This is a genomic window from Paracoccus versutus (assembly GCF_029909795.1).
Taxonomy (GTDB): Bacteria; Pseudomonadota; Alphaproteobacteria; order Rhodobacterales; family Rhodobacteraceae; genus Paracoccus; species Paracoccus versutus.
The window spans coordinates 2,264,339-2,288,765 of sequence record NZ_CP038197.1 but is presented as its reverse complement, the minus strand read 5'-3'; the positions used below and the strand labels follow the sequence as shown (position 1 = coordinate 2,288,765).

The 24,427-nt window shown below is 68.5% G+C and carries 19 protein-coding genes; 2 read left to right on the top strand and 17 right to left on the bottom strand.

Annotation, left to right across the window (positions count from 1 at the left end; translation table 11 throughout):
• Positions 1-498 precede the first annotated feature (498 nt).
• The 4 genes from E3U25_RS22640 to recA all read right to left on the bottom strand — a co-directional run bounded on the left by E3U25_RS22640 (position 499) and on the right by recA (position 5,658).
• Positions 499-723, bottom strand: coding sequence for a hypothetical protein (locus E3U25_RS22640; RefSeq protein ID WP_139293894.1), 225 nt, complete (start codon positions 721-723; stop codon positions 499-501).
• Between the two features lie 692 nt (positions 724-1,415).
• A complete protein-coding gene (locus tag E3U25_RS22635) occupies positions 1,416-1,706 on the bottom strand; it encodes a DUF1330 domain-containing protein (protein WP_116222991.1) in 291 nt (96 codons plus the stop codon).
• Entirely contained in the window at positions 1,703-4,360 is a 2,658-nt protein-coding gene (gene alaS, locus E3U25_RS22630; protein WP_116222992.1) for an alanine--tRNA ligase, read from the bottom strand. The genes E3U25_RS22635 and alaS overlap by 4 nt, the downstream gene beginning before the upstream one ends.
• Before the next feature lie 227 nt (positions 4,361-4,587).
• Complete coding sequence (recA, locus tag E3U25_RS22625; RefSeq protein ID WP_036750166.1) at positions 4,588-5,658, bottom strand: recombinase RecA; 1,071 nt, start codon at positions 5,656-5,658, stop codon at positions 4,588-4,590.
• Between the two features lie 240 nt (positions 5,659-5,898).
• On the opposite strand from recA, the gene E3U25_RS22620 reads away from it, so the two are divergent.
• Positions 5,899-6,483, top strand: coding sequence for a hypothetical protein (locus tag E3U25_RS22620; protein ID WP_116222993.1), 585 nt, complete (start codon positions 5,899-5,901; stop codon positions 6,481-6,483).
• Positions 6,484-6,504: 21 nt separating this feature from the next.
• On the opposite strand, the gene E3U25_RS22615 is transcribed toward E3U25_RS22620, so the two are convergent.
• The 5 genes from E3U25_RS22615 to E3U25_RS22595 all read right to left on the bottom strand — a co-directional run bounded on the left by E3U25_RS22615 (position 6,505) and on the right by E3U25_RS22595 (position 13,212).
• Positions 6,505-8,544 carry a PAS domain-containing hybrid sensor histidine kinase/response regulator gene (locus tag E3U25_RS22615; RefSeq protein ID WP_116222994.1) on the bottom strand — a complete coding sequence of 680 codons (2,040 nt, stop codon included), beginning with the start codon at positions 8,542-8,544 and terminating at the stop codon, positions 6,505-6,507.
• A gap of 57 nt (positions 8,545-8,601) precedes the next feature.
• Positions 8,602-9,753: an RsmB/NOP family class I SAM-dependent RNA methyltransferase gene (locus E3U25_RS22610; RefSeq protein ID WP_116222995.1), complete on the bottom strand. Its 1,152-nt coding sequence runs from the start codon at positions 9,751-9,753 to the stop codon at positions 8,602-8,604.
• A 66-nt stretch (positions 9,754-9,819) separates the two neighbouring features.
• Positions 9,820-10,626: a lysozyme family protein gene (locus tag E3U25_RS22605; protein WP_116222996.1), complete on the bottom strand. Its 807-nt coding sequence runs from the start codon at positions 10,624-10,626 to the stop codon at positions 9,820-9,822.
• 96 nt (positions 10,627-10,722) lie between these two features.
• Positions 10,723-12,171 carry an IMP dehydrogenase gene (gene guaB, locus E3U25_RS22600; RefSeq protein ID WP_036750180.1) on the bottom strand — a complete coding sequence of 483 codons (1,449 nt, stop codon included), beginning with the start codon at positions 12,169-12,171 and terminating at the stop codon, positions 10,723-10,725.
• Between the two features lie 69 nt (positions 12,172-12,240).
• Positions 12,241-13,212, bottom strand: a complete 972-nt coding sequence (locus E3U25_RS22595; RefSeq protein WP_166435611.1) for a TDT family transporter — start codon at positions 13,210-13,212, stop codon at positions 12,241-12,243.
• 169 nt (positions 13,213-13,381) lie between these two features.
• Here E3U25_RS22595 and E3U25_RS22590 point away from each other — a divergent pair, with 169 nt between their 5' ends.
• A complete protein-coding gene (locus tag E3U25_RS22590; RefSeq protein ID WP_116222998.1) occupies positions 13,382-14,542 on the top strand; it encodes an OmpP1/FadL family transporter in 1,161 nt (386 codons plus the stop codon).
• Between the two features lie 129 nt (positions 14,543-14,671).
• Here the strand turns inward: E3U25_RS22590 and murD are convergent, their stop codons facing one another.
• From murD to mraZ, 8 genes are all read right to left on the bottom strand, one after another.
• Positions 14,672-16,072 carry a UDP-N-acetylmuramoyl-L-alanine--D-glutamate ligase gene (gene murD / locus E3U25_RS22585; RefSeq protein WP_116222999.1) on the bottom strand — a complete coding sequence of 467 codons (1,401 nt, stop codon included), beginning with the start codon at positions 16,070-16,072 and terminating at the stop codon, positions 14,672-14,674.
• 81 nt (positions 16,073-16,153) lie between these two features.
• Complete coding sequence (mraY, locus tag E3U25_RS22580; RefSeq protein ID WP_036750191.1) at positions 16,154-17,236, bottom strand: phospho-N-acetylmuramoyl-pentapeptide-transferase; 1,083 nt, start codon at positions 17,234-17,236, stop codon at positions 16,154-16,156.
• Complete coding sequence (locus E3U25_RS22575; protein WP_116223000.1) at positions 17,236-18,621, bottom strand: UDP-N-acetylmuramoyl-tripeptide--D-alanyl-D-alanine ligase; 1,386 nt, start codon at positions 18,619-18,621, stop codon at positions 17,236-17,238. Before E3U25_RS22575 ends, mraY begins: the two co-directional genes overlap by 1 nt.
• Positions 18,618-20,117, bottom strand: coding sequence for a UDP-N-acetylmuramoyl-L-alanyl-D-glutamate--2,6-diaminopimelate ligase (locus E3U25_RS22570; protein ID WP_370362663.1), 1,500 nt, complete (start codon positions 20,115-20,117; stop codon positions 18,618-18,620). The genes E3U25_RS22575 and E3U25_RS22570 overlap by 4 nt, the downstream gene beginning before the upstream one ends.
• On the bottom strand, positions 20,117-21,922 hold the full coding sequence (locus E3U25_RS22565; protein WP_036750197.1) for a peptidoglycan D,D-transpeptidase FtsI family protein: 1,806 nt from the start codon (positions 21,920-21,922) through the stop codon (positions 20,117-20,119). Before E3U25_RS22565 ends, E3U25_RS22570 begins: the two co-directional genes overlap by 1 nt.
• A complete protein-coding gene (gene ftsL / locus E3U25_RS22560; protein WP_036750200.1) occupies positions 21,919-22,308 on the bottom strand; it encodes a cell division protein FtsL in 390 nt (129 codons plus the stop codon). Before ftsL ends, E3U25_RS22565 begins: the two co-directional genes overlap by 4 nt.
• Positions 22,308-23,276, bottom strand: a complete 969-nt coding sequence (gene rsmH / locus E3U25_RS22555; protein WP_114535134.1) for a 16S rRNA (cytosine(1402)-N(4))-methyltransferase RsmH — start codon at positions 23,274-23,276, stop codon at positions 22,308-22,310. Before rsmH ends, ftsL begins: the two co-directional genes overlap by 1 nt.
• A 3-nt stretch (positions 23,277-23,279) precedes the next feature.
• Entirely contained in the window at positions 23,280-23,789 is a 510-nt protein-coding gene (gene mraZ, locus E3U25_RS22550; RefSeq protein ID WP_116223001.1) for a division/cell wall cluster transcriptional repressor MraZ, read from the bottom strand.
• Positions 23,790-24,427 lie beyond the last annotated feature (638 nt).

Sequence of the window (24,427 nt, the reverse complement as noted above, 5' to 3'; positions counted from 1 at the left end):
GGGGATCGAGCGGCGCTGCTGGACCGGAAAATATATCGATTGGGCCGTCAGAATTGCCGACGGCGCTACTGCACCACCTGGAGCTTTGCAGGGCCGTGCCCTGCTCGATGATCCGAACCCGTTCGAGGGCTATGCTTGCGGAAGAACCGGAACCCCGGCCGACCGCGGTATTGCAGGTCTTTGCCGGGCGACAGACCTGCAGCTTAGCCTTGATTCCCGCGCTGCGCGGCTGTTTGTCCTGCAAGATCGGGCTTCGGGGGACACACGCCGATCCTATGCCGCCGGGGTCGAGAACGATTCGGTTCTTGCGGTGAACCGGCGCGGCATCCGCTATCAGGAAGGCGATATGTTGTCGGGGCGGCAAAACTCATGTGCCGGCCGGCAGAAGCGGGCGATGCCAATGGCGGGTTCATTTGCGGGCTGGCCCGGTTCAACGGCCAGGATGTCGGCAAGGCGGTGCGCTTCTGAGAGAATACGGCCAAACAGGGTAATATCGGCTCAAAGAACTTTCCAAGCGCAGTTTTCCTTAGCGGCAACGCATCCGCAGGGATCGCCGCAGATAGCGCGAAAATGCTCAGCTCTTTCGAGAATACGGCCGATGCCGGCAATACGCCGGGTTTCTATCACCTCACGCAGATGGACGCCGCAGCCGATGCGAATGGCAACCACAGTCGACGCCGCGGAGGCCTGCAAGTTCGCCTCGCGGCCAGCGGTGCGTCGCATGCGCGAGGCTGCTCGCCCTGCGCGACCAGCTGGCGCAGATGAACGCTGGGAACATTCTCGTTGGCAGGCCAAGGCCAGGACCGGTGTGCCCATGGCCCATGCCCTCCGAGCGCCCGAAAGGGCATGCGTCACCTGGCGGCAACGTGAGGGCCCAGAGGGCACGACGGGATCTCATGAAAGAGATACCCGGACGCTGTGCCACGGGTGACGCCCAAGCCGTATGCTTCCGACCCTGCCGTTCGGCATCGGCCTGGCGCTTGCCGACTTTGCGCGCCCCGGCGCTGCGCAGGGGATCTCCTGCATGCCAATCGAGAAGATCGAAACCCGCGGCGCGAAATGCCTGCCTGCGTCCAGCATCAGACAGGCGGGCACCCCTTTAAAGGGTAGCTGCCACGGCTTGGCGGAGTTCAACGGCACCCTATAGGGTCGTGACCGAACTCTATATCGAGGCTCTATCAAGGCGGGGGCTGATCACATCGCGCGTCTATCTGCCCGCATAGGGCCGGCGCAGCGGCATGTTGCAACTAGCCGCGGTCGAAGGCGGGATCGAAGCCGCGGGGTTCCGCAACTGTCAGGGCGTGAAGATGACGCTGAGCGGCCTCACGCCGTGCGAATGCATCGGCAACCCCTGGAGGTCGGACCCACATGGATTCATCGGTGATTCGATCCACCAAATGCGGTGACTAAACCGGCTAAGCCGGGTTTTCCTCGACGATGACAAGATCGCGCTCGGCCGCCTCTCGGGCGTGGTCCAGCGCCGCCTGATACTCGGCCGAACGATAGCAGGCCACCGCATCCTCGACGCTGGGAAAGCGCGCCACCACGTTGCGGGCGCGGTCCTTGCCTTCAAGCTGCACATAGCGCGAGCCGCGGGCAAGAAAGACCCCGCCATATGCGGCAATCGCCGGACCCGCCAGCCGGGCATATTCGCCATAGGCCTCGGGGTCGGTCACGTTGACATGGGCGATCCACAGCGCGGTCATGCTTTCTCTCCGATCAGGGTTTCGACGGCAGCGATCGCGCTGTCGGCAGCGGCAAGGCTGGGCGCCCCGCCCTGGGCGCGGTCGGGCCGGCCGCCGCCGCCCTTGCCGCCAAGCGCAACCGTCGCGGCCTGCACCAGTTCGATGGCGCTGATCCGGCCGGTCAGGTCAGGGGTCACGCCGGCCGCCACCGTCGCCTTGCCGTCCGCCTCGGCCAGCACCACCACTGCGCCCGAACCAAGCCGCGACTTCATCTCGTCGACCAGCGGGCCAAGCTCCTTGCCGCTCACCCCCTCGACGCGGCGGGCAATCAGCTTGACGCCGTTGATCTCGCGCGGCTTGTCCTCGGAGCCGCCGCCCATGGCCAGCTGGCGCTTGAGCTGCGCAACCTCGTTGGCCAGCGCCTTGCGCTCATCGGCCAGGGCGCGAACCTTGTTCACCACGTCGCCGGTCTGCGCCTTGAGGATGCCGGCGATTTCATTGAGTTCGCCATCCACGCGGCGCAACTCGTCCATCGCCGCCTGGCCGGTCAGCGCCTCGATGCGGCGGATGCCGGCGGCGGATGCGGTTTCCGAGGTCAGCGCGAACATGCCGATGTCGCCGGTGCGCGCGACATGCGTGCCGCCGCAAAGCTCCAGCGAATAGGTCTGGCCGCCGGTGCCCTTGCCCGAGCCCGGCAGATCGCCCATCGAGACCACGCGCACCTCGTCGCCATATTTCTCGCCGAACAGCGCCTGCGCCCCCAGGGCGCGGGCGTCGTCCGGGGTCATGATCCGGGTCTCGACCGGGCTGTTCTGGCGGATGAAGTCGTTCACTTCGCGCTCGACCCGCACCAGTTCCTCGGGCGTCATCGCCTTGGCATGGCTGAAGTCGAAACGCAGCCGGTCGGGCGCGTTCAGGCTGCCGCGCTGCGCGACATGTTCGCCCAGGGCGCGGCGCAGCGCCTCGTGCAGCAGATGCGTGGCCGAGTGATTGGCGCGAATGGCGCTGCGGCGGTCGTGGTCGACGGAAAGCTGCGCGCCCTGGCCGGGCTGGATCGTGCCCAGCGTCACCTCGGCGATATGGATGAAGACGCCGCCGGTCTTTTTCGTGTCGGTCACGCGCGCGGCGCCGGTCTCGGTCTTGATCAGCCCGGTATCGCCGACCTGGCCGCCGGATTCGGCATAGAAAGGCGTCTGGTTCACCACGATCTGCACCGCCAGGCCCTCGCCCGCCTCCTCGACGGCGGCACCATCCTGCACCAGCGCCAGGATCTGGCCCTCGCTGATCTCGGTGTCATAGCCCAGGAACTCGGTCGCGCCATGTTCTTCGGCGATGTCGAACCAGATCGCGGCGTCCTTGGTCTCGCCCGAGCCGGCCCAGGCGGCGCGGGCCTTGGCCTTCTGCTCGGCCATCGCCGAATCGAAGCCGGCGGTGTCGACCGCGCGGCCCTTTTCGCGCAACGCGTCCTGAGTCAGGTCCAGCGGGAAGCCATAGGTATCGTAAAGCTTGAAGGCCGCCTCGCCCGGCAGGTTCGCCCCCTCGGGCAGCTTCGCCAACTCGTCGTCCAGCAGCCGCAAGCCGCGGTCCAGCGTCTGCTTGAAGCGGGTCTCCTCCAGCTTCAGCGTCTCCTCGATCAGCGCCTGTGCGCGGCCAAGCTCGGGATAGGCGGCGCCCATCTCGCGCACCAGCGCCGGGACCAGGCGGTGCATCACCGGATCCTTGGCGCCCAGCATATGGGCGTGACGCATGGCGCGGCGCATGATGCGGCGCAGCACATAGCCGCGCCCCTCGTTCGAGGGCATGACCCCGTCGGCGATCAGGAAGCTGGTCGAGCGCAGATGGTCGGCGATGACGCGGTGATGCACCTTGCCGGGGCCGTCGGGGTCGGCGCTGGTCGCATGCGCACTGGCCTCGATCAGGCTGCGCATCAGATCGGTGTCGTAATTGTCATGCTTGCCCTGCAAGAGCGCGCCGATCCGCTCCAGCCCCATGCCGGTGTCGATGGACTGCATGTCCAGCGCCCGCATCGAGCCATCCTCGAACTGCTCGTTCTGCATGAAGACGAGGTTCCAGATCTCGATGAAGCGGTCGCCGTCCTCCTCGGCCGAGCCGGGCGGGCCGCCCCAGATCTGCTCGCCATGGTCATAGAAGATCTCGGTGCAGGGGCCGCAGGGGCCGGTCGGGCCCATCTGCCAGAAATTGTCGCTGGTGGGGATGCGGATGATGCGGTCGTCGGAAAGCCCCGCGACCTTCTTCCAGATGTCCGCCGCCTCGTCATCGGTGTGATAGACCGTGACCAGCAGCTTGTCCCTGGGGATGCCGAAATCCTTGGTCAGCAACTCCCAGGCAAAGGGAATCGCGCCTTCCTTGAAATAATCGCCGAAGCTGAAATTCCCCAGCATCTCGAAGAAGGTATGGTGGCGCGCGGTATAGCCGACATTGTCGAGGTCGTTGTGCTTGCCGCCGGCGCGGACGCATTTCTGCGCAGTGGTGGCGCGCTTGTAGTCGCGGGTCTCGACCCCGGTGAACAGGTTCTTGAACTGCACCATGCCCGAGTTGGTGAACATCAGGGTCGGGTCGTTTCGCGGCACCAGGGGACTCGACTCGACGACCCTGTGGCCGTTGCGTTCGAAATAGTTCAGGAAGGTCGAGCGGATGTCATTCAAGCTGGGCATATCGGGCCTTCATCGCAAAGCGGTCTTTCCGGCCAGAACCGGTGTGCCGCCCGGTCTAGCCCCAGCCATGGCGGCTGTCCAGCAATCCTGCATGGCCTGGCGCCGACGGCAGTTTCTTCCTTGTGCAAATATCCTGGGGGAACGCTTCCTGCGCCCCATCCAGGGGCGCAGGAAGCGTGGGGGCAAAGCCCCCGTGCCTCGTCTCGGACACCGACCCGATCGGGGGGTCAGTCTTCGGCCATCACCTCGTCCCCGTCATCCTTGACGCCGAAGTCCAGCCCATGGCTGGCGCGGATCTTGTCCTCGATCGCATAGGCCATGTCGGGATGGTCGCGCAGGAACTGCTTGGCATTTTCACGACCCTGGCCGATGCGCTCGTCGCCATAGGAATACCAGGATCCCGATTTCTCGACCACGCCGGCCTTGACGCCCAGGTCGATCAACTCGCCGACCTTCGAGATGCCCTCGCCATACATGATGTCGAATTCGACCTCGCGGAAGGGGGGCGCGACCTTGTTCTTCACCACCTTGACCCGGGTGGCATTGCCGGTCACCTCGTCCCGGTCCTTGATCGAGCCCGTGCGGCGGATGTCCAGGCGCACCGAGGCATAGAACTTCAGCGCATTGCCGCCGGTGGTCGTCTCGGGGCTGCCGAACATCACCCCGATCTTCATGCGGATCTGGTTGATGAAGATCACCATGCAGTTCGACCGCCCGATGCTGGCGGTCAGCTTGCGCATCGCCTGGCTCATCAGCCGGGCCTGGCTGCCCATCTGCATGTCGCCCATGTCGCCCTCGATCTCGGATTTCGGCGTCAGCGCCGCCACCGAATCGACCACGACCAGGCTGACCGCGCCCGAGCGCACCAGCGTATCGACGATCTCCAGCGCCTGCTCGCCCGTGTCGGGCTGGCTGATCAGCAGCTCGTCCAGGTTGACGCCCAGCCTCTTGGCGTATTGCGGGTCCAGCGCGTGTTCGGCATCGACGAAGGCGCAGACGCCGCCCTTCTTCTGCTCCTCGGCCACGACATGCAGCGTCAGCGTGGTCTTGCCCGAGCTTTCCGGCCCGAAGATCTCGATGATCCGGCCCTTGGGCAGGCCGCCGATCCCCAGCGCGATGTCGAGCCCCAGCGAACCGGTCGAAGTGGCCTCGATCTCGGCCACCGGGTTGTCGGCGCCCAGCTTCATGATCGAGCCCTTGCCGAACTGCCGTTCGATCTGGGCCAGCGCGCTGTCCAGCGCCTTCTGCTTGTCTGCGGATCGCTTGTCGTTCATGTCGAAAAGTGTTGCCCCTGCCATGCGGTCCTCATGCTTATTTCACACCCCGCCATCCGGGGCAATCAGCGCCCGCCCGCCCTTTTGTTCACGGGATGTTCCTATTTGCGCATCATTGCGCGGAAATGCAAGTCCTGCTTCGCGAATCGGAAGATCTCTCTTCTTCCTGGGCCAGGATGCCGCAAAAGGATTAAGAAACGGTTTACACTCCCAGGGCGAATGGCTATCCCGCGCCATGCCGCAATGGCTGAAAGTTTGCAGGAAATGCTGATATTCTGGGAAAGACGGCTGGTTTTCCTGGCCACGCCGAAAGCAGGATCCACCGCGGTCGAGACCGCGCTCGAGCCCCTCGCCAATGTCGCCGTCCAGCGCCCGGCCGAGCTGAAGCACGCCGATCTGCGCACCTATCGCCGCCATATCGAGCCCTGGCTGCATTCCGTCACCGGCGAGAAATTCACCACCATCGCCCTGATGCGCGAACCGATCGGATGGCTGCGCAGCTGGTATCGCTTTCGCCTGCGCGACGACGGCGAAGACCCGAACCATGCCATGATCGGCCTCAACTTCGCGGATTTCGCGCAGGCCTATGCCGATCCCGCGGGCCCCGACATCGCCCGCGTCGGCGCCCAGGCGGATTTCCTGACCGCGGAAGTGGATCGCATCGATCGCATCTTTCGCTACGAGGATATGGAGGCCTTCACCCATTTCCTCGAGGATCGGCTGGATTGCGCGATCAGCCTGCCCCGCGTCAACGTGCCTCCGGCGGTCGATGTCAGCCTGAATGCCCAGCAGGAATCCCTGCTGCGCAAGGTCATGGCGCGGGATTTCGCGCTTTACGATACGCTTTGATCCCCCCGCACCCGAGGTGACCTAGCCGCCCTCCAATTGTCGCGCCACCAGCGCGGTCAGGTCCGAAAGCGAGAACGGCTTTGCAAGGAAGGCCGCACCCGGCACCGGCGGCCGTCCCTCGGAAAAGATGTCCTCGGCATAGCCCGACATGAAGATGACCTTCGTGCCGGGCCGGTCGCGCAGCGCGGTGCGCACCCAGGCCGGCCCGTCCATGCCGGGCATCACCACGTCGGTCACGAAGACGTCGACCACAAGCCGCCGGTCGGCCAGCAGCGACAAGGCATCTTCGGCACAGGCGGCCTCGAGCACGTCAAAGCCCTGCAACTTGAGCGCCCGGCTGGCAAAGGCCCGCACCGGCGCCTCGTCCTCGACCAGCAGGACCGTCGCCTCGACGTCGCGGCGCGCGCGAATCGGCCCGGAGGGGGCCGGGGCCTGCACCTCTTCGGGGTTGCCGCGGTCATGGGCCGGGAAGAACAGGGAAAAGCAGCTGCCCTCGCCCGGCGTGCTGTCGCAGAAGATATAGCCGCCGGTCTGCTTCACGATGCCATAGGCGGTGGACAAGCCAAGCCCCGTCCCCTCGCCGGTGCGCTTGGTGGTGAAGAAGGGCTCGAAGATCTTGGCCAGGTCATCGGCGGCGATGCCGCAGCCCTGGTCGCAGACCTGGACGCGGACATAGTCCCCGGCCGGCAGGGTGGCGCGGCCGAATTCGGTCCTGGCCTCCAGCCGGAGATTGTCGGTGCAGATGGCGATGTCGCCGCCCTCGGGCATGGCATCGCGGGCATTCACCACCAGGTTCATGATCACCTGCTCCAGCTGGCGGCGGTCGGCATGGATCATCCGCAGGGCCGGATCATGGTCGAAGGTCAGCACGATCCGCTCGCCCACCAGCCGGTTGAGCAGATGCGTCAGCTCCGAAAGCGTGTCGCGCAGGTCCATGATCTGCGGCTTGAGCGTCTGCTTGCGCGAAAACGCCAGCAACTGCCGGACCAGCGCCGCCGCCCGGTTCGCGTTCTGGCTGATCTGGTCCAGGTCGGCATAATCGGGATCGGCCTTGTCGTGGCGCAGCATCAGCAGGTCGCAATGCCCAGTGATCGCGGTCAACAGGTTGTTGAAATCATGGGCAATGCCGCCGGCAAGCTGGCCGATGGCCTGCATCTTCTGGCTTTGCACGAATTGCGCCTCGAGCGTCTTGAGCGCGCTGGCATCGGAAAGCACGGCGGTCACATGTTCGTCCCGGCCGCGGGTCAGCGACAGCTGCACGAAACGGTCCGGGCCCTCGGCCCTGACATGCAGCACCTCGCTGCCGCCGACCGTGCGGCCGGCGCTGACATCCGAGATCCAACCCGCCAGTTCCCGCCCCAGCCCGTCCAGCAGCGTCGCCAGGTTCTGGCCCAGCACCGGCCCGCCCAGCAAGGCGCAGGCGGCGGCATTGGCGCGAACGATATTGGCGGCCGGATCGAGGATCAGCAACGAGACGGGAAGCAGGTCGAAATCGTCCCCATCCGCCCGCGGCGGCGGGGCGGGGGGCGGTGCCGGGCGCTCGGGCGCGGCCGCCTGCCACAGCTGGATGGCCGAGCCGGCCCGCCGCGTCACCAGATATTCGCCGGCATCGCCCAGATCGGCGCGCACCTTGCCACTGCGCGCCAGCCCAAGGCCAAGGTCGCTCCAAAGCGTCTTCGGATCGGCATGGCGCCGGCCCAGCGCATCCTGCACATGCCGGCCGACCAGGTCGCCGATCCTGTCCAGCCCCACCTGGTTCTGCGCCAGGACCAGGCCGTCAGGCCCGACGGCAAAGGCCGGCAGGTCATGGTCCAGGACGGCCGGCAGCACCTGGTTCAGGTCGCGCCGCACCGCCAGCCCGCGCCAGAGATGGCGGACCGAGAGCGCCCCCCCCAGCAGATACCAGGCGGTCACGGCCGCCCCCACCGCCAGGAAGGTCGCGCCCCCCGCGGCATGCTGGGGCTGCAAGGCCAGCCAAAGCGCCCCGACCACCGCAGGCAGCGTCAGGAAAGGCAGCAGGATTTGCGCCGCACGCAGGGATTCCGCCCGTTCCGAATTCATCCAGCCCCTCGCAACCCGCATTTTTCCGCTGCATAGCGCATGCGCGTTAACAGAGGGTTAACGGCGGCGCATCAGCGCCAGATAAAAGCCGTCCGAGGCCGAAAGCGGGGAAAAATGCCGCGTCAGGATCTGCTCGAACCGGGGATCGCGCGCCAGGAAACCCTGCACCTGCTCGTCGTTTTCAACGGCAAGGACCGAGCAGGTCATATAGGCCAGGTGCCCGCCTTCGGCGACGAAGCCCGCCGCCTGCTCCAGGATCAGGGCCTGCCGGCTTGCAAGCCGATCCAGATCGTCGCGGGTCAGCCGCCATTTGGCATCCGGGCTGCGCCGCCAGGTTCCGCTGCCCGAACAGGGCACGTCCGCGACGACCGTGTCGAAGCGGCCCGCCACCTGGCCGGGCGCCGCCAGACGGATGCGCACCCCCGCCCGTTCGGCGCGCGCGGGCAGGTCGGCCATGCGCGCCGCGTCGGTGTCATGCGCGACGATCGGGCTTGCGCCCCGCGCCGCCAGCGCCAGCGCCTTGCCGCCGCCGCCGGCGCAGAAATCCAGCAGGCTGCCCCGCGCCGGCAGGGCCGCGCAGGCCATCTGCGGCGACAGATCCTGCAACTCGACCAGCCCTTCGCGATAGGCGCGGCTGGCGGCCAGGCGCCGGGCGCCCTCGGTGATGCGCAGCGCCGTCGGCAGGTCGGGATGGGGCACGGCCGCGATGCCCTCCCCGGCCAGCGCGGCGACGGCGCGGGCGGGATCGGCGCGGCGCAGGTTGACCCGCAGCCAGACCGGCGCACGCTCGCGCATGGCCAGCGCCACGGGCTCGGCATCCGGGCCAAGCGCCTTGCGCCACAGCGGCAGCAGCCAGTCGGGCAGGTCCAGCGCCTCGTCCGGCGTGGGCGCGTGCCCCGCCGCCCGCTCGGCATCCGAAAGCAGCGGCGGCCCGTGGCCTTCGCCGGTGAAAAGCGCGTCCGGGTCCAGCCCCTCGTCGCGGCACATGCCAAGCAGCAGCCCGCGCCCGGACAGCGCCCCGCCCAGGACGGCGCGCGACCGCAGCCGGCGCAGGGCGTCGAAGACCAGATCCCGCACCGCGGCGCGGTCGCCCGAGCCGGCAAAGCGGCTGGCGCGCGCCCAGCGGATCAGCGCCGCTTCGGCGGCCTGCCCGTCAAGGATGCGGTCAAGGATGGCGATGGCCGCGGCGGCACGGGCGGCGGGCGTCATGTCAGGCAGCGTCCCAGGCGCGGCAGGTGGCGGATGGGGTCCAGAAAAGGTGCCGGCGAGGCTTTGTCAATCCCGCCGGGCCACCGCCCCCGGCTGCCAGAGCAAGGCGCCTTCGTCATCGGCCCCGGCCAGGCGGAGCGCGATCATCGGCCCACCCCCCGCCGCCAGGGGCGAACGTCCCGCCGCCAGCACCGCCAACGAGCCGGGCCGCCCCGTCACATCGCTGCCAAGGGGCGCGCCAAGCAGCATCACCCGCTCGCGCACCCGGCTGCGCCGAGCGGTGCCGATCGCGGCGAAGCTGTTATAGGTCTCGGGCGAATCCGCCATGCCCGAAAATCCCCGTTCGCGCAGCATCTGAAGCAGCGTGTCGAAACGGGCCAGGTAGCGCTGCGCATGGACCGGGGTGCGGGAATGGAACGCCCCCGCCGCCTGCCGCCAATCGCCCGTCTCGTCATGCAGCTGGCGCAGGAAGCGGGCGGCATAGCGGGCGTTTTCCAGCGGATCGAACATCTGCGCCACCGACGAGAAATGCGCGCCGTGCCAGCGATAGTTCAGCTGAAAGCAGCCGATGTCGAGATTGGTGCGCCCCTGCGCCAGACGATCCTGGGCAAAGGCGACGGCGCTGGCGGGATCGTCGAACCAGGTGCCCTCGCCCTCGGCATTGGCGCTCCAGGCCCAGGGGCGCACCAGCCCGTCCAGGCGGCGCCCGGTCTCGGTCAGCGTCAGCGCGCCCAGGATGTCGGCGGGAACCCCGCTCTCCGCCGCGGCTTGCTGCGCGGCCCATTCGCACACATCGGCCGAGGGCAGCGCCAGCGCGCGGATGGGCGCCAGGACCAGCGCCAGAACATATAGAATTGCAACGAGACGGAACATGAAACGGCCACAGACAAGGACTCTCTGGCCGTCTCTAGCGCGGGGCGGTTAAGATTCGGTAAGCGGGGCCCGTGGCCGGCCCCGCCGCAGGCCGGATCAGCCCAGCCGATAGTTCGGGCTTTCGCGGGTGATCTGCACGTCGTGGACGTGGCTTTCCTTCAACCCGGCGCCGGTGATGCGCACGAACTGGCAGCCGCCGCGCATCTCGGCCACGGTGGCGTTGCCGGTATAGCCCATGGCGGCGCGCAGGCCGCCGACCAGCTGGTGGATCACCGCTGCGGCCGAGCCCTTGTAGGGCACCTGCCCCTCGATCCCCTCGGGCACCAGCTTGTCGCTGGCCGCGTCCTTCTGGAAATAGCGGTCGGCCGAGCCGCGCGCCATGGCGCCCAGCGAGCCCATGCCGCGATAGGACTTGAAGCTGCGGCCCTGGTACAGGATCACCTCGCCGGGGCTTTCGTCGGTGCCGGCGATGGCCGAGCCGACCATGGCGCAGGACGCCCCCGCCGCGATGGCCTTGGCGAAATCGCCCGAGAACTTGATGCCGCCATCCGCGATCACCGGCACCTCGCCCGCGCCGCGCGCCGCATCCATGATGGCCGTCAGCTGCGGCACGCCGACGCCCGCGACGATGCGCGTGGTGCAGATCGAGCCCGGCCCGATGCCGACCTTGATCGCATCCGCCCCGGCATCGACCAGCGCGCGCGCGGCATCGGCCGTGGCCACGTTGCCGGCGATGACCTGCACCGCGTTCGAATGCGCCTTGATGCGGGAAACGGCGCGCGCCACGCCTTCGGAATGGCCATGCGCGGTGTCGATCACCACCAGGTCCACCCCGGCCTCGACCAGCGCCAGGCTGCGCTCGTAGCCCTCGTCGCCGACGGTCGAGGCGGCGGCGACGCGCAGCCGGCCCAGCTCGTCCTTGCAGGCCAGGGGGTTCAGCACCGATTTCTCGGTATCCTTCAGCGTCAGCAGGCCGGTCAGCTTGCCTTCGGCATTGGTGATCAGCAGCTTCTCGATACGGCGGGCCTTCATCAGGTCGATGGCCTCGGCCCGATCGGCCGGCTCGCGCAGGATGGCGAGGTTGCCCGAGGTCATCACCGCCCGCACCGGCATGTCGTCGCTGTTGGCAAAGCGCATGTCGCGGTTGGTGATGATGCCGACCACGCGCCCGGCCGCGTCCACCACCGGAAAGCCGGTGACGTTGTAGCGCTCCTGCAGGGCCTTGGCATCGGCGATGGTCTGGTCGGGGGTCAGGGTGATCGGGTCGTAGACGATGCCCGATTCGAAACGCTTCACCCGGCGGACCTCGTCGGCCTGCTGCTCGGCGGTCAGGTTGCGGTGGATCACGCCGATGCCGCCGGCCTGGGCCATGGCGATGGCCATGCGGCTTTCGGTGACGGTATCCATGGCGCTGGAGAGCAGCGGGATGTTCATGCGGATCTGCTTGGTGACATAGGTCGTCACGTCGGCGGTCGAGGGCATCACCGAGGACGCCGCAGGAACGAGGAGAACATCGTCGAAGGTCAAAGCCTCACGAATCTGCATGGGAGCATCCTTGTCAGGGGTTCGTTTGGCAGTTTCCCATTTCACGCGTCGGCGGGAATGTCCAGACCGTCAGGCAATGGCCGCGTTGGTTTTCATGGCCAGCCCGCCGCTGGCCCAGGCGCGCCAGACCCGGAACAGGATCGGCAGCACCACCAGGCTTGCCGTCACCAGCAGGATCTGCGCCGGCAGCGCCCAGCCCGGCGTAAAGCCCGAGACCGCAGTCCACAGCCCCGCCGTCGCCGCCAGCGGGAAGGTGAAGGCGCCCCAAAGCGGCGAGAACCCCGCCTCGACCAGCCAGCGCAGGCGCAGGGCGGCCAGGACCAGCGCCGCGGCCGCGGCCCAGGCCAGCCCCAGCGCCACCTGCTGCCAGCCAAACGCGGCGGCGACATTGCCCAGCATGGCTATGGGGGCCAGGTGGATCATCAGCAGCGGGCGCAAGGGCGCCGGCAGCCGCTCGGTCAGGGCCTGATACAGGCTGACGGCCCAGACAAAGCCCGCCATGGCCGCCATCGGCCACCACAGCGCCTGGGCCAGCGCCGTCCAGCCGAAGCCGGCGGCCGCCTGCGCGGCGACGATGGGCCCGACGAAGGTCAGCTGCCAGACCGGCGTCACCCGCCCCTGACCCGGTGTGCGGGCCATGACCGGGATCGCCACCGCCCAGAAGGCCAGATGCGCCGCCATGCCCGCGACCAGCACCCCCTGGGCCAGGGCCGGCGCAAAGGGGGCAAGCAGCTGCGCCGCGACATAGATGCCGACCAGCGCCGCCGCGATGCCGGCGCGGCCGGGCAGGACGCGCAATTCCTCGACCAGCACGGCGGGGCGGCGAAGCAGCTTGCTGCCATAGGCCAGGACCGCAAAGGCCCAGGCCGCGACGACCATGCCCACCATCATCCCCGAAAGCCCCGGCGGCAGGCCGAAGCGCGCCGTCGCCGCGCGCCAGGCCAGGGCAAGCCCCAGCGCGCCCAGCAGCGGCGGAAAGATCGCGGGCGGAACCCGGCGCCAGAGGCCGGGCGGGTTGAGCCGGGGTGGGGCAAAGCGCATGACGGACCTCCCTTGATCCTTCATGTCATAGCGTTGCCGGCAGGCCACGCCAGAGCGGCCGGATGCGTCAGAACGCCGCGTTACCGGGCGCCGGCGATTGACGCAAGCGGGCAGGCTGCCGCAGGTTGAACCAAGGGGTTCGTCACGAACCTGGCTAGGGAGGAAAACCATGAAAAGGATCGTCACCGGCATCGGCGCCCTGCTGGCAAGCGCCGCGCCCGTTCTGGCCGGCGGGATCGAGCGCGCGCCGCAATCGCTGGCGCCGCTGTTCGAGCAGGGCAATTACCTGGAACTGAGCTTCGGCGGGGTGAACCCGGACGTGTCGGGACAGGATCTGGCGGTCTTCGGCGGTCGGGGAACCGGTGATGTGGCCAAGGGCTATGGCTTCGCCGGCCTGAGCTACAAGCATCAGTTCACCGACCACCTGTCGGGCGTCTTCATCATGGAACAGCCCTTCGGTGCGGACATCGCCTATGCGGTCGGCGAGTCGGTGGCCTTCGGCGGCACCTCGGTCGAGGTCAACTCGACCACCTACACCGCCCTGCTGCGCTACAAGTTCGACAACAATTTCTCGGTCCACGGCGGACTGCGCGGCTCGCGCGCCGATGCGAATGTCACGCTGACCGGGGCGGCCTATGGTGCCCTCGGCGTCGCGCCCGGCTATAATGTCGATCTGGACAGCTCCTGGGGCGTGGGCTGGGTCGCGGGGGTCGCCTATGAGATCCCCGAGATCGCGGCGCGCGTCTCGCTGACCTACAACTCGCCCATCGAGCATGACTTCGACACCACCGAGTCCGGTCCGCTCATCGACCCGGACGGACCCGGTCCCGCACCAGCAATGCCCCTGCTTGACGGCACATCGCAAACCACCGTGAAGACCCCGCGCTCCTGGACGCTGGAGGGGCAGACCGGCATCGCCGCCGATACGCTGCTGTTCGGCTCGATCCGCTGGGTGAACTGGTCCGAGTTCCTTGTGAATCCCGAGCGCCTGGTCGCCGTCACCGGGGCCGGCTTGGTCGAGTTGGAGGACACCACGACCTACACCATCGGCGTGGGGCGCAAGTTCACCGAGAACTGGTCGGGCTCGCTGTCCTTCATGTACGAGCCTGATGGCGACGACCTGGTCTCTCCCCTGGCGCCGACCAATGGGCGCAAGGGCGTGACGGTGGCCGCGATCTATACCCGCGACAACATCAAGGTCACGACCGGCATCAGCTATGTCAAGCTGGGCGACGCCTATGCCGAAACCGGCACCCCGGACGTGGCGCGGGCGCGCATGTCGGGCAACCACGCCTGGGCCGCGGGCGTGCGGATCGGCTATTCCTTCTGATCCCGGCGGAACGGCCGCAACAGGCCCCGGCTCGCGCCGGGGCCATTTTCACAGCTTCTTCGTTGCTTAAATACCCATGGAACAGCGCCGGCGGGCGCCGTCGCAGGGGTATTTGCACAACAGAGAAGATCAGCGCCGCAACGCCTGGACCAGGGCGGTGAAATGCTCGCCGCGCTTTTCGAAATTCGGGTATTGGTCGAAGCTGGCGGCGGCGGGGGCAAGCAGCACCGTCTCGCCCGGCTGGGCCTCGGCCGCGGCGCGGGCGACGGCCTGCTCCATGGTCTCGGCGATCTCATGCGGGGTCTGGCCGATCTGGAGCGCGAAGTCGCGCGCGGAATGGCCGATCAGATAGGCCTTGGTGACATTGCCGAGGAAGGGGGCCAGCGCCTCGATGCCGCCGTCCTTGCCCATGCCGCCGGCGATCCAGCGGATGCGCGGGAAGGCGGCCAGCGCCTTGGCGGCGGCATCGACATTGGTGGCCTTGCTGTCGTTGACCCAGGCCACGCCGCCGATCTCGGCCACGGTCTGGCTGCGATGCGGCAGGCCCTGGAAGCTGTGGAAGGCGCGCTCGATCTCGCGCGGGGCGATGCCGACGGCGCGGGTCGCGGCATAGGCGGCGCAGGCGTTCTGGTGGTTGTGCTCGCCTGGCAGCCCCTTGACCTCGCGCAGGTCGATCGAACCGGCCTGGCGGCCCTTGCGGTATTCCGAAAGGAAGCCCTTGCGGGCAAAGACCGACCAGCCGAAATGGTCGAGCTTCTGCCCCGAGGAGATGCGGATCACCCGGTCGTCCGAAGGGGCCATGGCAAGCTGGCCGGCAAGATAGCGGCCCTCGGGCTCGTCGACGCCGATCACGGCGCGGTCCGGCCCGCCCTCGGCGAAAAGCCGGCGCTTGGCGGCGAAATAGCCGCCCAGGCCGCCATGGCGGTCGAGATGGTCGGGCGAAAGATTGGTGAAGACGGCGACATCCGGGGTCAGGGCGCGGGCCAGGTCGGTCTGGTAGCTGGAGAGTTCCAGCACCACCACCTCGCCGTCATGGGCGGGTTCCAGCGACAGCACGCCGGTGCCGATATTGCCGCCGATCTGGGTCGGGCGGCCGGCTTCCTTCAGGATATGGTGGATCAGCGCAGTGGTGGTGGATTTGCCGTTCGAGCCAGTCACGGCGATGACGCGCGGGGTGGTGTCGAACCGTTCCCATTCCGCCGTGGCGAAGCTGCGGAAGAACAGGCCGATGTCGTTGTCGACCGGCACGCCGAGTTCATAGGCTTTCGCGATGACCGGGTGCGGCCTGGGGTAGAGATGCGGGATGCCGGGGCTGGTGATCAGCGCCGAGATGCCGTCCCAGTTGGCGTCGCGGGTCAGGTCGAGGACGATCATGCCGCCGGCCGCCGCCTGTTCGCGGGTGTCCAGCCCGTCGTCCCAGACCACGACCCGAGCGCCGCCCGCGGCGAGGGCGGCGGCGGTAGCGCGGCCCGAGCGGCCGAGGCCGAGCACGGCGATGGTCTGGTTCTGGACGCCCTGGACCGGGATCATGCTGTTTCCTTCGCTGTTGCAGGCCGGGGGCGCTTCGCCCCCCGGACCCCCCGAGAGTATTTGCAAAACGGAGAAAGCCTGTCAGCGCAGCTTCAGGGTGGCAAGCCCGATCAGCGCCAGGATCAGCGCGATGATCCAGAAACGGATCACGATCTGCGCCTCGCCCCAGCCCTTCTTTTCGAAATGGTGGTGGATCGGGGCCATCAGGAACACCCGCTTGCCGGTGCGCTTGAAATAGAGCACCTGGATGATGACCGACAGCGCCTCGACCACGAAGAGCCCGCCGACGATGGCCAGGACGATCTCGTGCTTGGTGACGACCGCGATGGCGCCCAGGGCACCGCCGAGCGCGAGGCTGCCGGTGTCGCCCATGAAGACGGCGGCGGGGGGCGCGTTATACCACAGGAAGCCCAGGCCGCCGCCGATCAGCGCCGCGACGAAGACCGCAAGCTCCCCGGTGCCGGGCACGAAATGCACGCCGAGGTAATTGGCGAAATTCGCGTTGCCGACCATATAGGCGATCACCGCGAAGCTGCCGGCCGCGATCATCACCGGCATGATCGCCAGCCCGTCGAGCCCGTCGGTCAGGTTCACCGCATTGGCCGCGCCCAGGATCACCAGCACGGCGAAGGGCACGTAGAGCAGGCCCAGGTTGATCAGCGCATCCTTGAAGAAGGGCAGCGCCAGCTCGCCGCTGAGCGCCGCCGGGTGCAGCCAGGCGGCCGCGGCGCCGGCGGCGGCGGCGATGCAGAGCCCGATCAGCAGCCGCACCTTGCCCGAGAGCCCCGCGTGATGCTGCTTCGTGACCTTGGCATAGTCGTCGGCAAAGCCGATGGCGGCGAAACCCAGCGTGACCAAAAGCACGATCCAGACATAGCCGTTGTCGAGCCGCGCCCAGAGCAGCGTGCCGATGCTGAGCGCGGCGAGGATCAGCAGCCCGCCCATGGTCGGGGTGCCGGCCTTGGAGAAATGGTTCTGCGGCCCGTCGTCGCGGATCGGCTGGCCCTTTTTCTGCTTGCGGCGCAGCAGGTCGATCAGCGGCCGGCCAAAGAAGAAGCCGAAGAGCAGCGCGGTGAAGAAGGCGCCCCCGGCCCGGAAGGTGATATATCGGAAAAGGTTGAAGAAATCCCCGCCGTCGGAGAGGTTCGTGAGCCAATAGAGCATTACGCTGTCCTTTCGCCAGGGGGCGTGCTTTGGCGCGTCCGCCGCAGCGCGTCAACCACCGTCGAGACCCTGGAGGACTTCGAACCCTTCACGAGCACGATATCGCCGGGCGCGACCAGTTCGGCCACGCTCTCGGCCAGTTCTGCGGCGGTCTCGGCATGGCGCCCGCGGCGGGCCTGGGGCAGCGCCTCGTGCAGGGCGCGCATGCGCGGGCCGGCGGTATGGACCAGGTCGACGGCCGGCATCGCGGGATCGGCGGCCATGCCGGCATGGAGCGCGATCTCGTCCGGGCCGAGTTCCAGCATGTCGCCCAGGATCGCCACCCGGCGCCCGCCGGTCAGCCGCGCCAGCGTCGCAAGCCCGGCCGAAAGCGAGGTGGGGTTGGAGTTATAGGCATCGTCGATCAGCCGGATGCCGCCCAGATCCTCGACCGCGCCGCGGCCCAGCGGCGGGCGCCAGTCGGAAAGGCGCGCCGCCGCCTGGGCCACGTCGGCCCCCGCGGCCGACAGCGCCGCCAGCACGCCGACCGCGTTCATGACGAAATGCGTGCCCGGAGTCGCCAGGGTGAAATCCACCACATCGCCCAGCACGCGGGCGCGGACCTGGGTCGTGCCGTCCACCGTCTCCGCCTTCAGCGGCCGGGCCATGCCCTGCTGGCCGAAGCCGATGACGATGGCGCCGGCCTCGTCGGCGCAGTCGCGCAGCAATTGCGTGACCGGCAGATCCTCGGGCAGGATGGCGGTGCCGGGCTGCATGAGACCGCGAAAGATCGCGCCCTTTTCGCGGGCGATGCCCTCGATGGCGCCGAAAGCCTCCAGGTGGGCGGCGGCGACGGTGGTGATCATGGCCACATGCGGGCGGGCGAGGCGGGCCAGCGGCTCGATCTCGCCGGGATGGTTCATGCCGATCTCGATGATGGCGAAATCGGTGTCCTGGGGCATGCGCGCCAGCGTCAGCGGCACGCCCCAATGGTTGTTGTAGCTGGCCTCGGCCGCGTGGATGCTGCCCTGCCCGGCAAGCGCGATGCGCGCCATCTCCTTGGTCGAGGTCTTGCCGACCGAGCCGGTGATGGCGATGACCTTGCCGCCCATCCGGGCGCGGCCGGCGCGGCCAAGCGCCTCCAGCGCCGGCAGGACGTCGGGGACGACCAGCAGCGGCGCATCCGGGGCCACGCCCTCGGGGATGCGGCTGACCAGCGCGGCGCCGGCGCCCTTTTCCAGGGCCTGGGCGACGAAGTCGTGGCCGTCGCGGGCGGCCTGCAGGGCAACGAACAGGTCGCCCGGCCGGATGGTGCGGGTGTCGATGGAGACGCCGCCGACGGCAAAGTCACGGGTGGCGCGGCCGCCGGTCGCGGCGGCGGCATCCTGCGAGGTCCACAGCGTCATATCTTGCCATCCAGCGCCGCGACAGCCACCGAGGCCTGCTCGGCATCGTCGAAGGGGTAAACGTCGTTGCCGATGATCTGGCCGGTCTCGTGGCCCTTGCCGGCGATCAGCAGCGCGTCGCCCGGCTGCAAGGCATCGACGGCGCGCAGGATCGCCTCGGCGCGGTCGCCGACCTCGATGGCCTCGGGGCCGGCGCCGGCCAGCACCTCGGCGCGGATCGCGGCCGGGTCTTCGCTGCGCGGGTTGTCGTCGGTGACATAGACCAGGTCGGCGAATTGCCGCGCCGCCTCGCCCATCAGCGGGCGCTTGAGCCGGTCGCGGTCGCCGCCGGCGCCAAAGACCACGACGATGCGGCCCATGACATGCGGGCGCAGGCTTTGCAGGGCCGAGGCCAGCGCGCCCGGCTTGTGGCTGTAATCGACGAAGACCGCCGCACCGTTTTCCCGCATCGCCGCCAGTTCCATGCGGCCGCGCACGGTGGTCAGCCCCGGCAGGGTCTCGATCACGCGGGGCGCCTCGTCGCCGGCGGCAATGGCGAGGCCGGCGGCGGCCAGCACGTTTTCCGCCTGGAAGCCGCCGATCAGCGCCAGCCGCACCAGATGCGCCTGGCCATGCAGGCTGAAGCGCAAGTCCTGCCCGGTCGCGTCATAGCGCTGGCCCAGGATGCGCAGGTCGGCCGCCGCGTCCTTGCCGATGGTCGTCAGATCGAGGCCGCGTTCGCGCGCGATCCCCGCCATCTGCCGGCCGCGCGGGTCGTCGATATTGACGACCGCCCCGGCGCCCTCGTCCAGCAGATGATCGAAAAGCAGCGCCTTGGCGGCGAAATATTCGTCGAAGTTCTTGTGATAATCCAGGTGGTCCTGGCTGAAATTGGTGAAGGCGCCGGCCTTCAGCCGCACCCCGTCCAGCCGGCGCTGGTCGAGCCCGTGCGAGCTGGCCTCCATCGCCGCATGGGTGACGCCCGCAGCCGCCGCCTCGGCCAGCACCCGGTGCAGGGTGATCGGCTCGGGCGTGGTATGGGCCAGCTTGGCCTGGTAGTCGCCCTGCACGCCCATGGTGCCCAGGCTGATCGCCTTGTGGCCCAACGCCTGCCAGATCTGCCGGGTGAAGCTGGCGACCGAGGTCTTGCCCGAGGTGCCGGTGACGGCGACCATCGTCTCGGGCTGGGCGGCGAACCACAGGGCGCTCGCGCCCGCCAGCGCGGCGCGGGGATCCTCGGCCACCACCAGCGTGGCATCGGCGCCGGCCAGCACCTCGGCGGCGATCTCGGCGCCCTTGCGGTCGGTCAGGATCGCGGCCGCGCCCTGGCGCAGCGCATATTGGATGAACTCGCCCCCATGCGCGGCCGAACCCGGCAGCGCCGCGAACAGATGGCCGGGCCTGACCTGCCGCGAATCCATGGCAAGGCCCGTTATCTCGGGGTCGCGCCCCTTGTCCCCCCTCAGCCCCAGAAGGGACAGCCGCATCGCCCGCTCGGTCACGAAGCCTCCGCTCATCAGTTCGAGACGAGCTTTAGCCCATCGGGCAAAGGCCGTTCAACCATCGGCAATTGCGATTCGGTGGCCGGGCGCAGGCCCAAGAGCGGTGCGACGCGGCGGATCACCTCGGCCGCCACCGGCGCCGAGGTCGCGCCCGCGGTGCGGCTTTCGCCGCCGGGGCCGATGGTCGAGGGCTCGTCCAGCGACAGCACCAGCACATATTGCGGATCGCTGGCCGGGAATACCGAGGCGAAGGTCGAGACCACCTTGTTGCCGTAATAGCCCCCCGTCGGGCGCGGCTTGTCGGCGGTGCCGGTCTTGCCCGCGACCTCGTAGCCCTCGACATTGGCGCTGCGGCCGCTGCCGCGGACCACCACCTGGCGCAGCATCTGCACGGCGATCTGCGCGGCCTCGGGCGACAGCACCTGCTCGCCGCCGCGCGGGCGGCGGTCGTGGATCAGCGTCGGCATCACCCGCTTGCCGCCGTTCGCGACCGTCGCATAGGCCGCGGCCAGATGCAGCGGGCTGGCCGCCAGCCCGTGCCCGAAGGCCACGGTGGCCGAGGTCACGGCGGGCCAGCGCTTGGGCACCAGCGGCTTGCCGGTCGGCGCCTCGCTCATCTCGATCGGCGTCGGCTCGAAGAAGCCCAGCTTCTGCAGGAAATCCCTCTGCCGCTCGGCGCCCAGCAGCTGGGCCACCCGGACGGTGCCGACGTTCGACGACTTCACGATGATGTCCGTCACCGAAAGCGTGCCGTAATTGTGGCCCCGGAACTCGTTGATCAGGTATTTGCCGATCTTCATCGGCGCCTTGGCGTTGATCATCGTGGCCGGGCTGACCAGCTTGAGGTCGATGGCCTGCGCCACCGGGAAGATCTTGAAGGTCGAGCCCAATTCATACTGCCCCTGCACCGCGCGGTTGAACAGCGGGCTGTCCGAGGGATCGCCCTTGAGCAGCGGTCGCGGCCGGTCGTTGGGGTCGAAATCGGGCAGGCTGGCCATGGCCAGGATCTCGCCGGTCTTGACCTCCATCAGGATGCCGGTGGCGCCCTTGGCGTTCATGACCTTCATGCCGTTGCCCAGCACCTCCTCCATGGCGGCCTGGACGGTCAGGTCCAGCGAAAGCGCCAGCGGCGCGCCGTCATTGGCCGGATCGCGCAGCCAATGGTCGAAGGCCTTTTCGACGCCGGCGACGCCGACGACCTCGGCGCTGGCCACGTCTTCCTTGCCGAAGGTGGCGCCGCCCAGGATATGCGCGGCGATATGGCCGTTCGGGTAAAGCCGCATCTCGCGCGGGCCGAACAGCAGCCCCGGCTCGCCGATGTCATGCACGGCCTGCATCTGTTCGGGGCTGATCTTCTTCTTGATCCAGACGAAGGTGCGCTTGCCGGTAAAGTCCTTTTGCAGCCGTTCGATCTCCAGGTCGGGGAAGATGCGAACCAGTTCGCGCGCCGCGCGCTCGGGCTCGACCATCTGCTGGGGATGGGCGTAAAGCGAATGGGTCAGCAGGTTGGTGGCCAGCACCCGCCCCTGCCGGTCGGTGATGTCGGCGCGCTGCGAGATGATCTGCGCGCCGGTGGTCTGCACCCGCGGCTCGCTGGGCTGGCTGGCGGCCAGCACGCCCATCTTGGCGCCCACGGTGCCAAAGGCCAGCGCAAAGGCGCAGGACATGAAGAACAGCCGGGTCCGGGCGCTGCCGCGCGCCCTTTCCTGGATCGCGGCATGCCTTTGGGCGCGGTTCTCGGCCTCGATGGCATCGGGGTTCTCGCCTGTTTCGCGGGCGCGAAGGATGCGGGCCAGCGGGCGCAGCGGGGTGCGGATCATGGCGTGCTCTCCTGTGGTCTGCGGGGCGGGAAGCCGGCGGGACGTTCGACCGGCAGATCGGCATCGGCAGCGGAACCGGGGGCGGGCTCGGGCGACCGGGGCGCCGGGAAGGCCACCTGCCCCACGTCCACGAACTGGTCGGAACCGAAGGGCACCAGCTTCAGCCGCTCGAAATTCAGATCGACCAGCTGGCGCAGGCGCTCGGGGCGGTTCAGATAGGCCCATTCGGCGCGCAGCACGCCCAGATCCTCGCGCAGGCGGCCGATCTGGCGCTGGATGTCGCTCATCTCGCTGATGGCGGCCTGGGTGCGGTAATTCTCGCGATAGGCCCAGAAGGCCAGCCCCATCACCGAAAGCGCGGTCAGAAGGTAAAGCACCGAACGCATCACGCCCCCCTTTCCGACAGCAGCGGCAGGCCCAGCCCCGCCGGATCGACCCGGCCGGCCGGCGCCGCGGTGCGGATGCCGACCCGCAACAACGCCGAGCGGGCGCGCGGATTCGCCGCCAGCTCGGCCTCGTCCGCGCCGATGGCGCGGCGGAAGGGCAGCGTGAAGGCCGGCTCCTCGCGCGCGGCCTCGGGCGCATAGCGGCTGCCGCCGCCGGCGCTGTTCGAGCGCGCCTGCATGAACCGCTTGACGATCCGGTCCTCGAGCGAATGGAAGCTGACCACGGCCAGCTTGCCGCCCGGCCGCAGCGCCCGTTCGGCCGCCGCAAGCCCGGCGACCAGCTGGCCGAATTCGTCGTTCACCCAGATGCGGATCGCCTGGAAGGCGCGGGTCGAGGGATGGCTCTGCCCCGGCTTCGCGCGCGGCAGGCAGCCGGCGACGATGTCCGAAAGCTGGCCGGTGCGGCTCAGCGGCCGGGCGGCGACGATGGCCTTGGCGATGCGGCGCGAGGCGCGCTCCTCGCCGTAGAGATAGAGCACGTCGGCGATGACCGATTCGGGGGCGCTGTTCAGCAGGTCGGCCGCCGTCGGCCCCTCGCCGCCCATGCGCATGTCCAAGGGTCCGTCGCGCAAAAAGGAAAAGCCGCGCTCGGGCTGGTCAAGCTGCATCGAGCTGACGCCAAGGTCCAGCACCACGCCGTCGACCGGCCCACCGGCCAGCCTGTCGAGGTCCGAGAACGTGCCCTGGACCAGCCGCAGCCGGTCGCCATATTCGCCCGCCCAGGCCTCGGCCATGCGAAAGACCGCCGGGTCGCGGTCGATGCCGATCACTCGGTCGGCGCCCTGCTCCAGCAGGCCGCGGGCATAGCCGCCGGCGCCGAAGGTGCCGTCGACCCAGGTGCCCGTCACAGGCTGAACGGCCCGCAACAGCGGGCCAAGCAGGACGGGGATATGCGGAGCCTCGGCCATGCCCTAGCCCTCGTCCTTCGCCGCGGCGGGGGCCAGCAGCGACAGCGGATCGGCGCCCGGCTCAAGTTCCGGCACGCGGGCTTCCAGCGCGCGCTCTTCCTCGGCATAGGCATCGGGGGTCCAGACCTTCAGGCTGTCGCCGGCCGAGATGAAGAAGGCGCTGTCTGTCAGGCCGATCTTCTCGCGCAGCTTCTGCGGCAGGACCAGGCGGCCGTCGCCGTCGATCTCGGCCTCGTCGGCGTGACCCTGGTAGATGTTTTCCAGAAGGTTGCGGGCGGCCGAGCCGCGCGGCATGCGGGCGATGCCGTCCTCGATCTCTTCCATCGCCTCGATGGTGAAAAGCTGCAGCCAGTTCCAGTCGCGGGTGCCGTAGACGATGACCAGCTGTGCGCGCTTGCCGGCCTGCCAGTCGGGATCGGAGGCTTCAAAGACCCGGCGGAACTTGGCCGGGATGGAAACGCGACCCTTCGCGTCCACCTTGACCTCTTCCGACCCTCTGAAACGGCGTGCCAACGGCGCGCCCTCCTTTCACTGTCCCGACCTTTCCGGTTTGCCCGAAAAGGAAAGGCGGACCGGGCTGCTGCCACTGCCCGATCCGCCGCCCTCGTTCCCATCTCTGGGCCCCGTAGTTTCGGGGATCGCGCCCTGCGTTTCGCGCCACCTGGGGGAGGTGCTGCTCGCGCGCCGCAGAGGTCATTCGGAAACGGGTTGCCTGTATGAAAGCTGCTTGTCGCCTTTTGGGGTCTTGGCGCCCCTCGAGCCCGTTCCGTGAGCCAAGGGATGCCATGGGAATTCATGGGACGCAATGGATTTGTTTGGTCGGAACCTGGGCGCAGGCGGGCTATTGCCGGCGAACGCGGCGCGAACAAATTCACACCGGCGCGATCACAGGGGAAGGTATCGGATGCAGGGATAGAACAGCCACTAGATGTAGTATGGAGCGCCGATGTGGCAAATAAATCCCACCATTTCCCAGAATCGTCCCACGCGACCGGGTGGAGGGGCGATTCTTCCGTCGAAAAAGGGGAAAGCTTGCCGATTCGACCGGCCTTCACGGGCAATCACGCCGCGGTGATTCGGAATCCAGGGGCCGTTCCCATGATTTCCCGGACCCGTTTCCCGTGTTTTCCCGGCCGGGTGCGAAAGGCCAG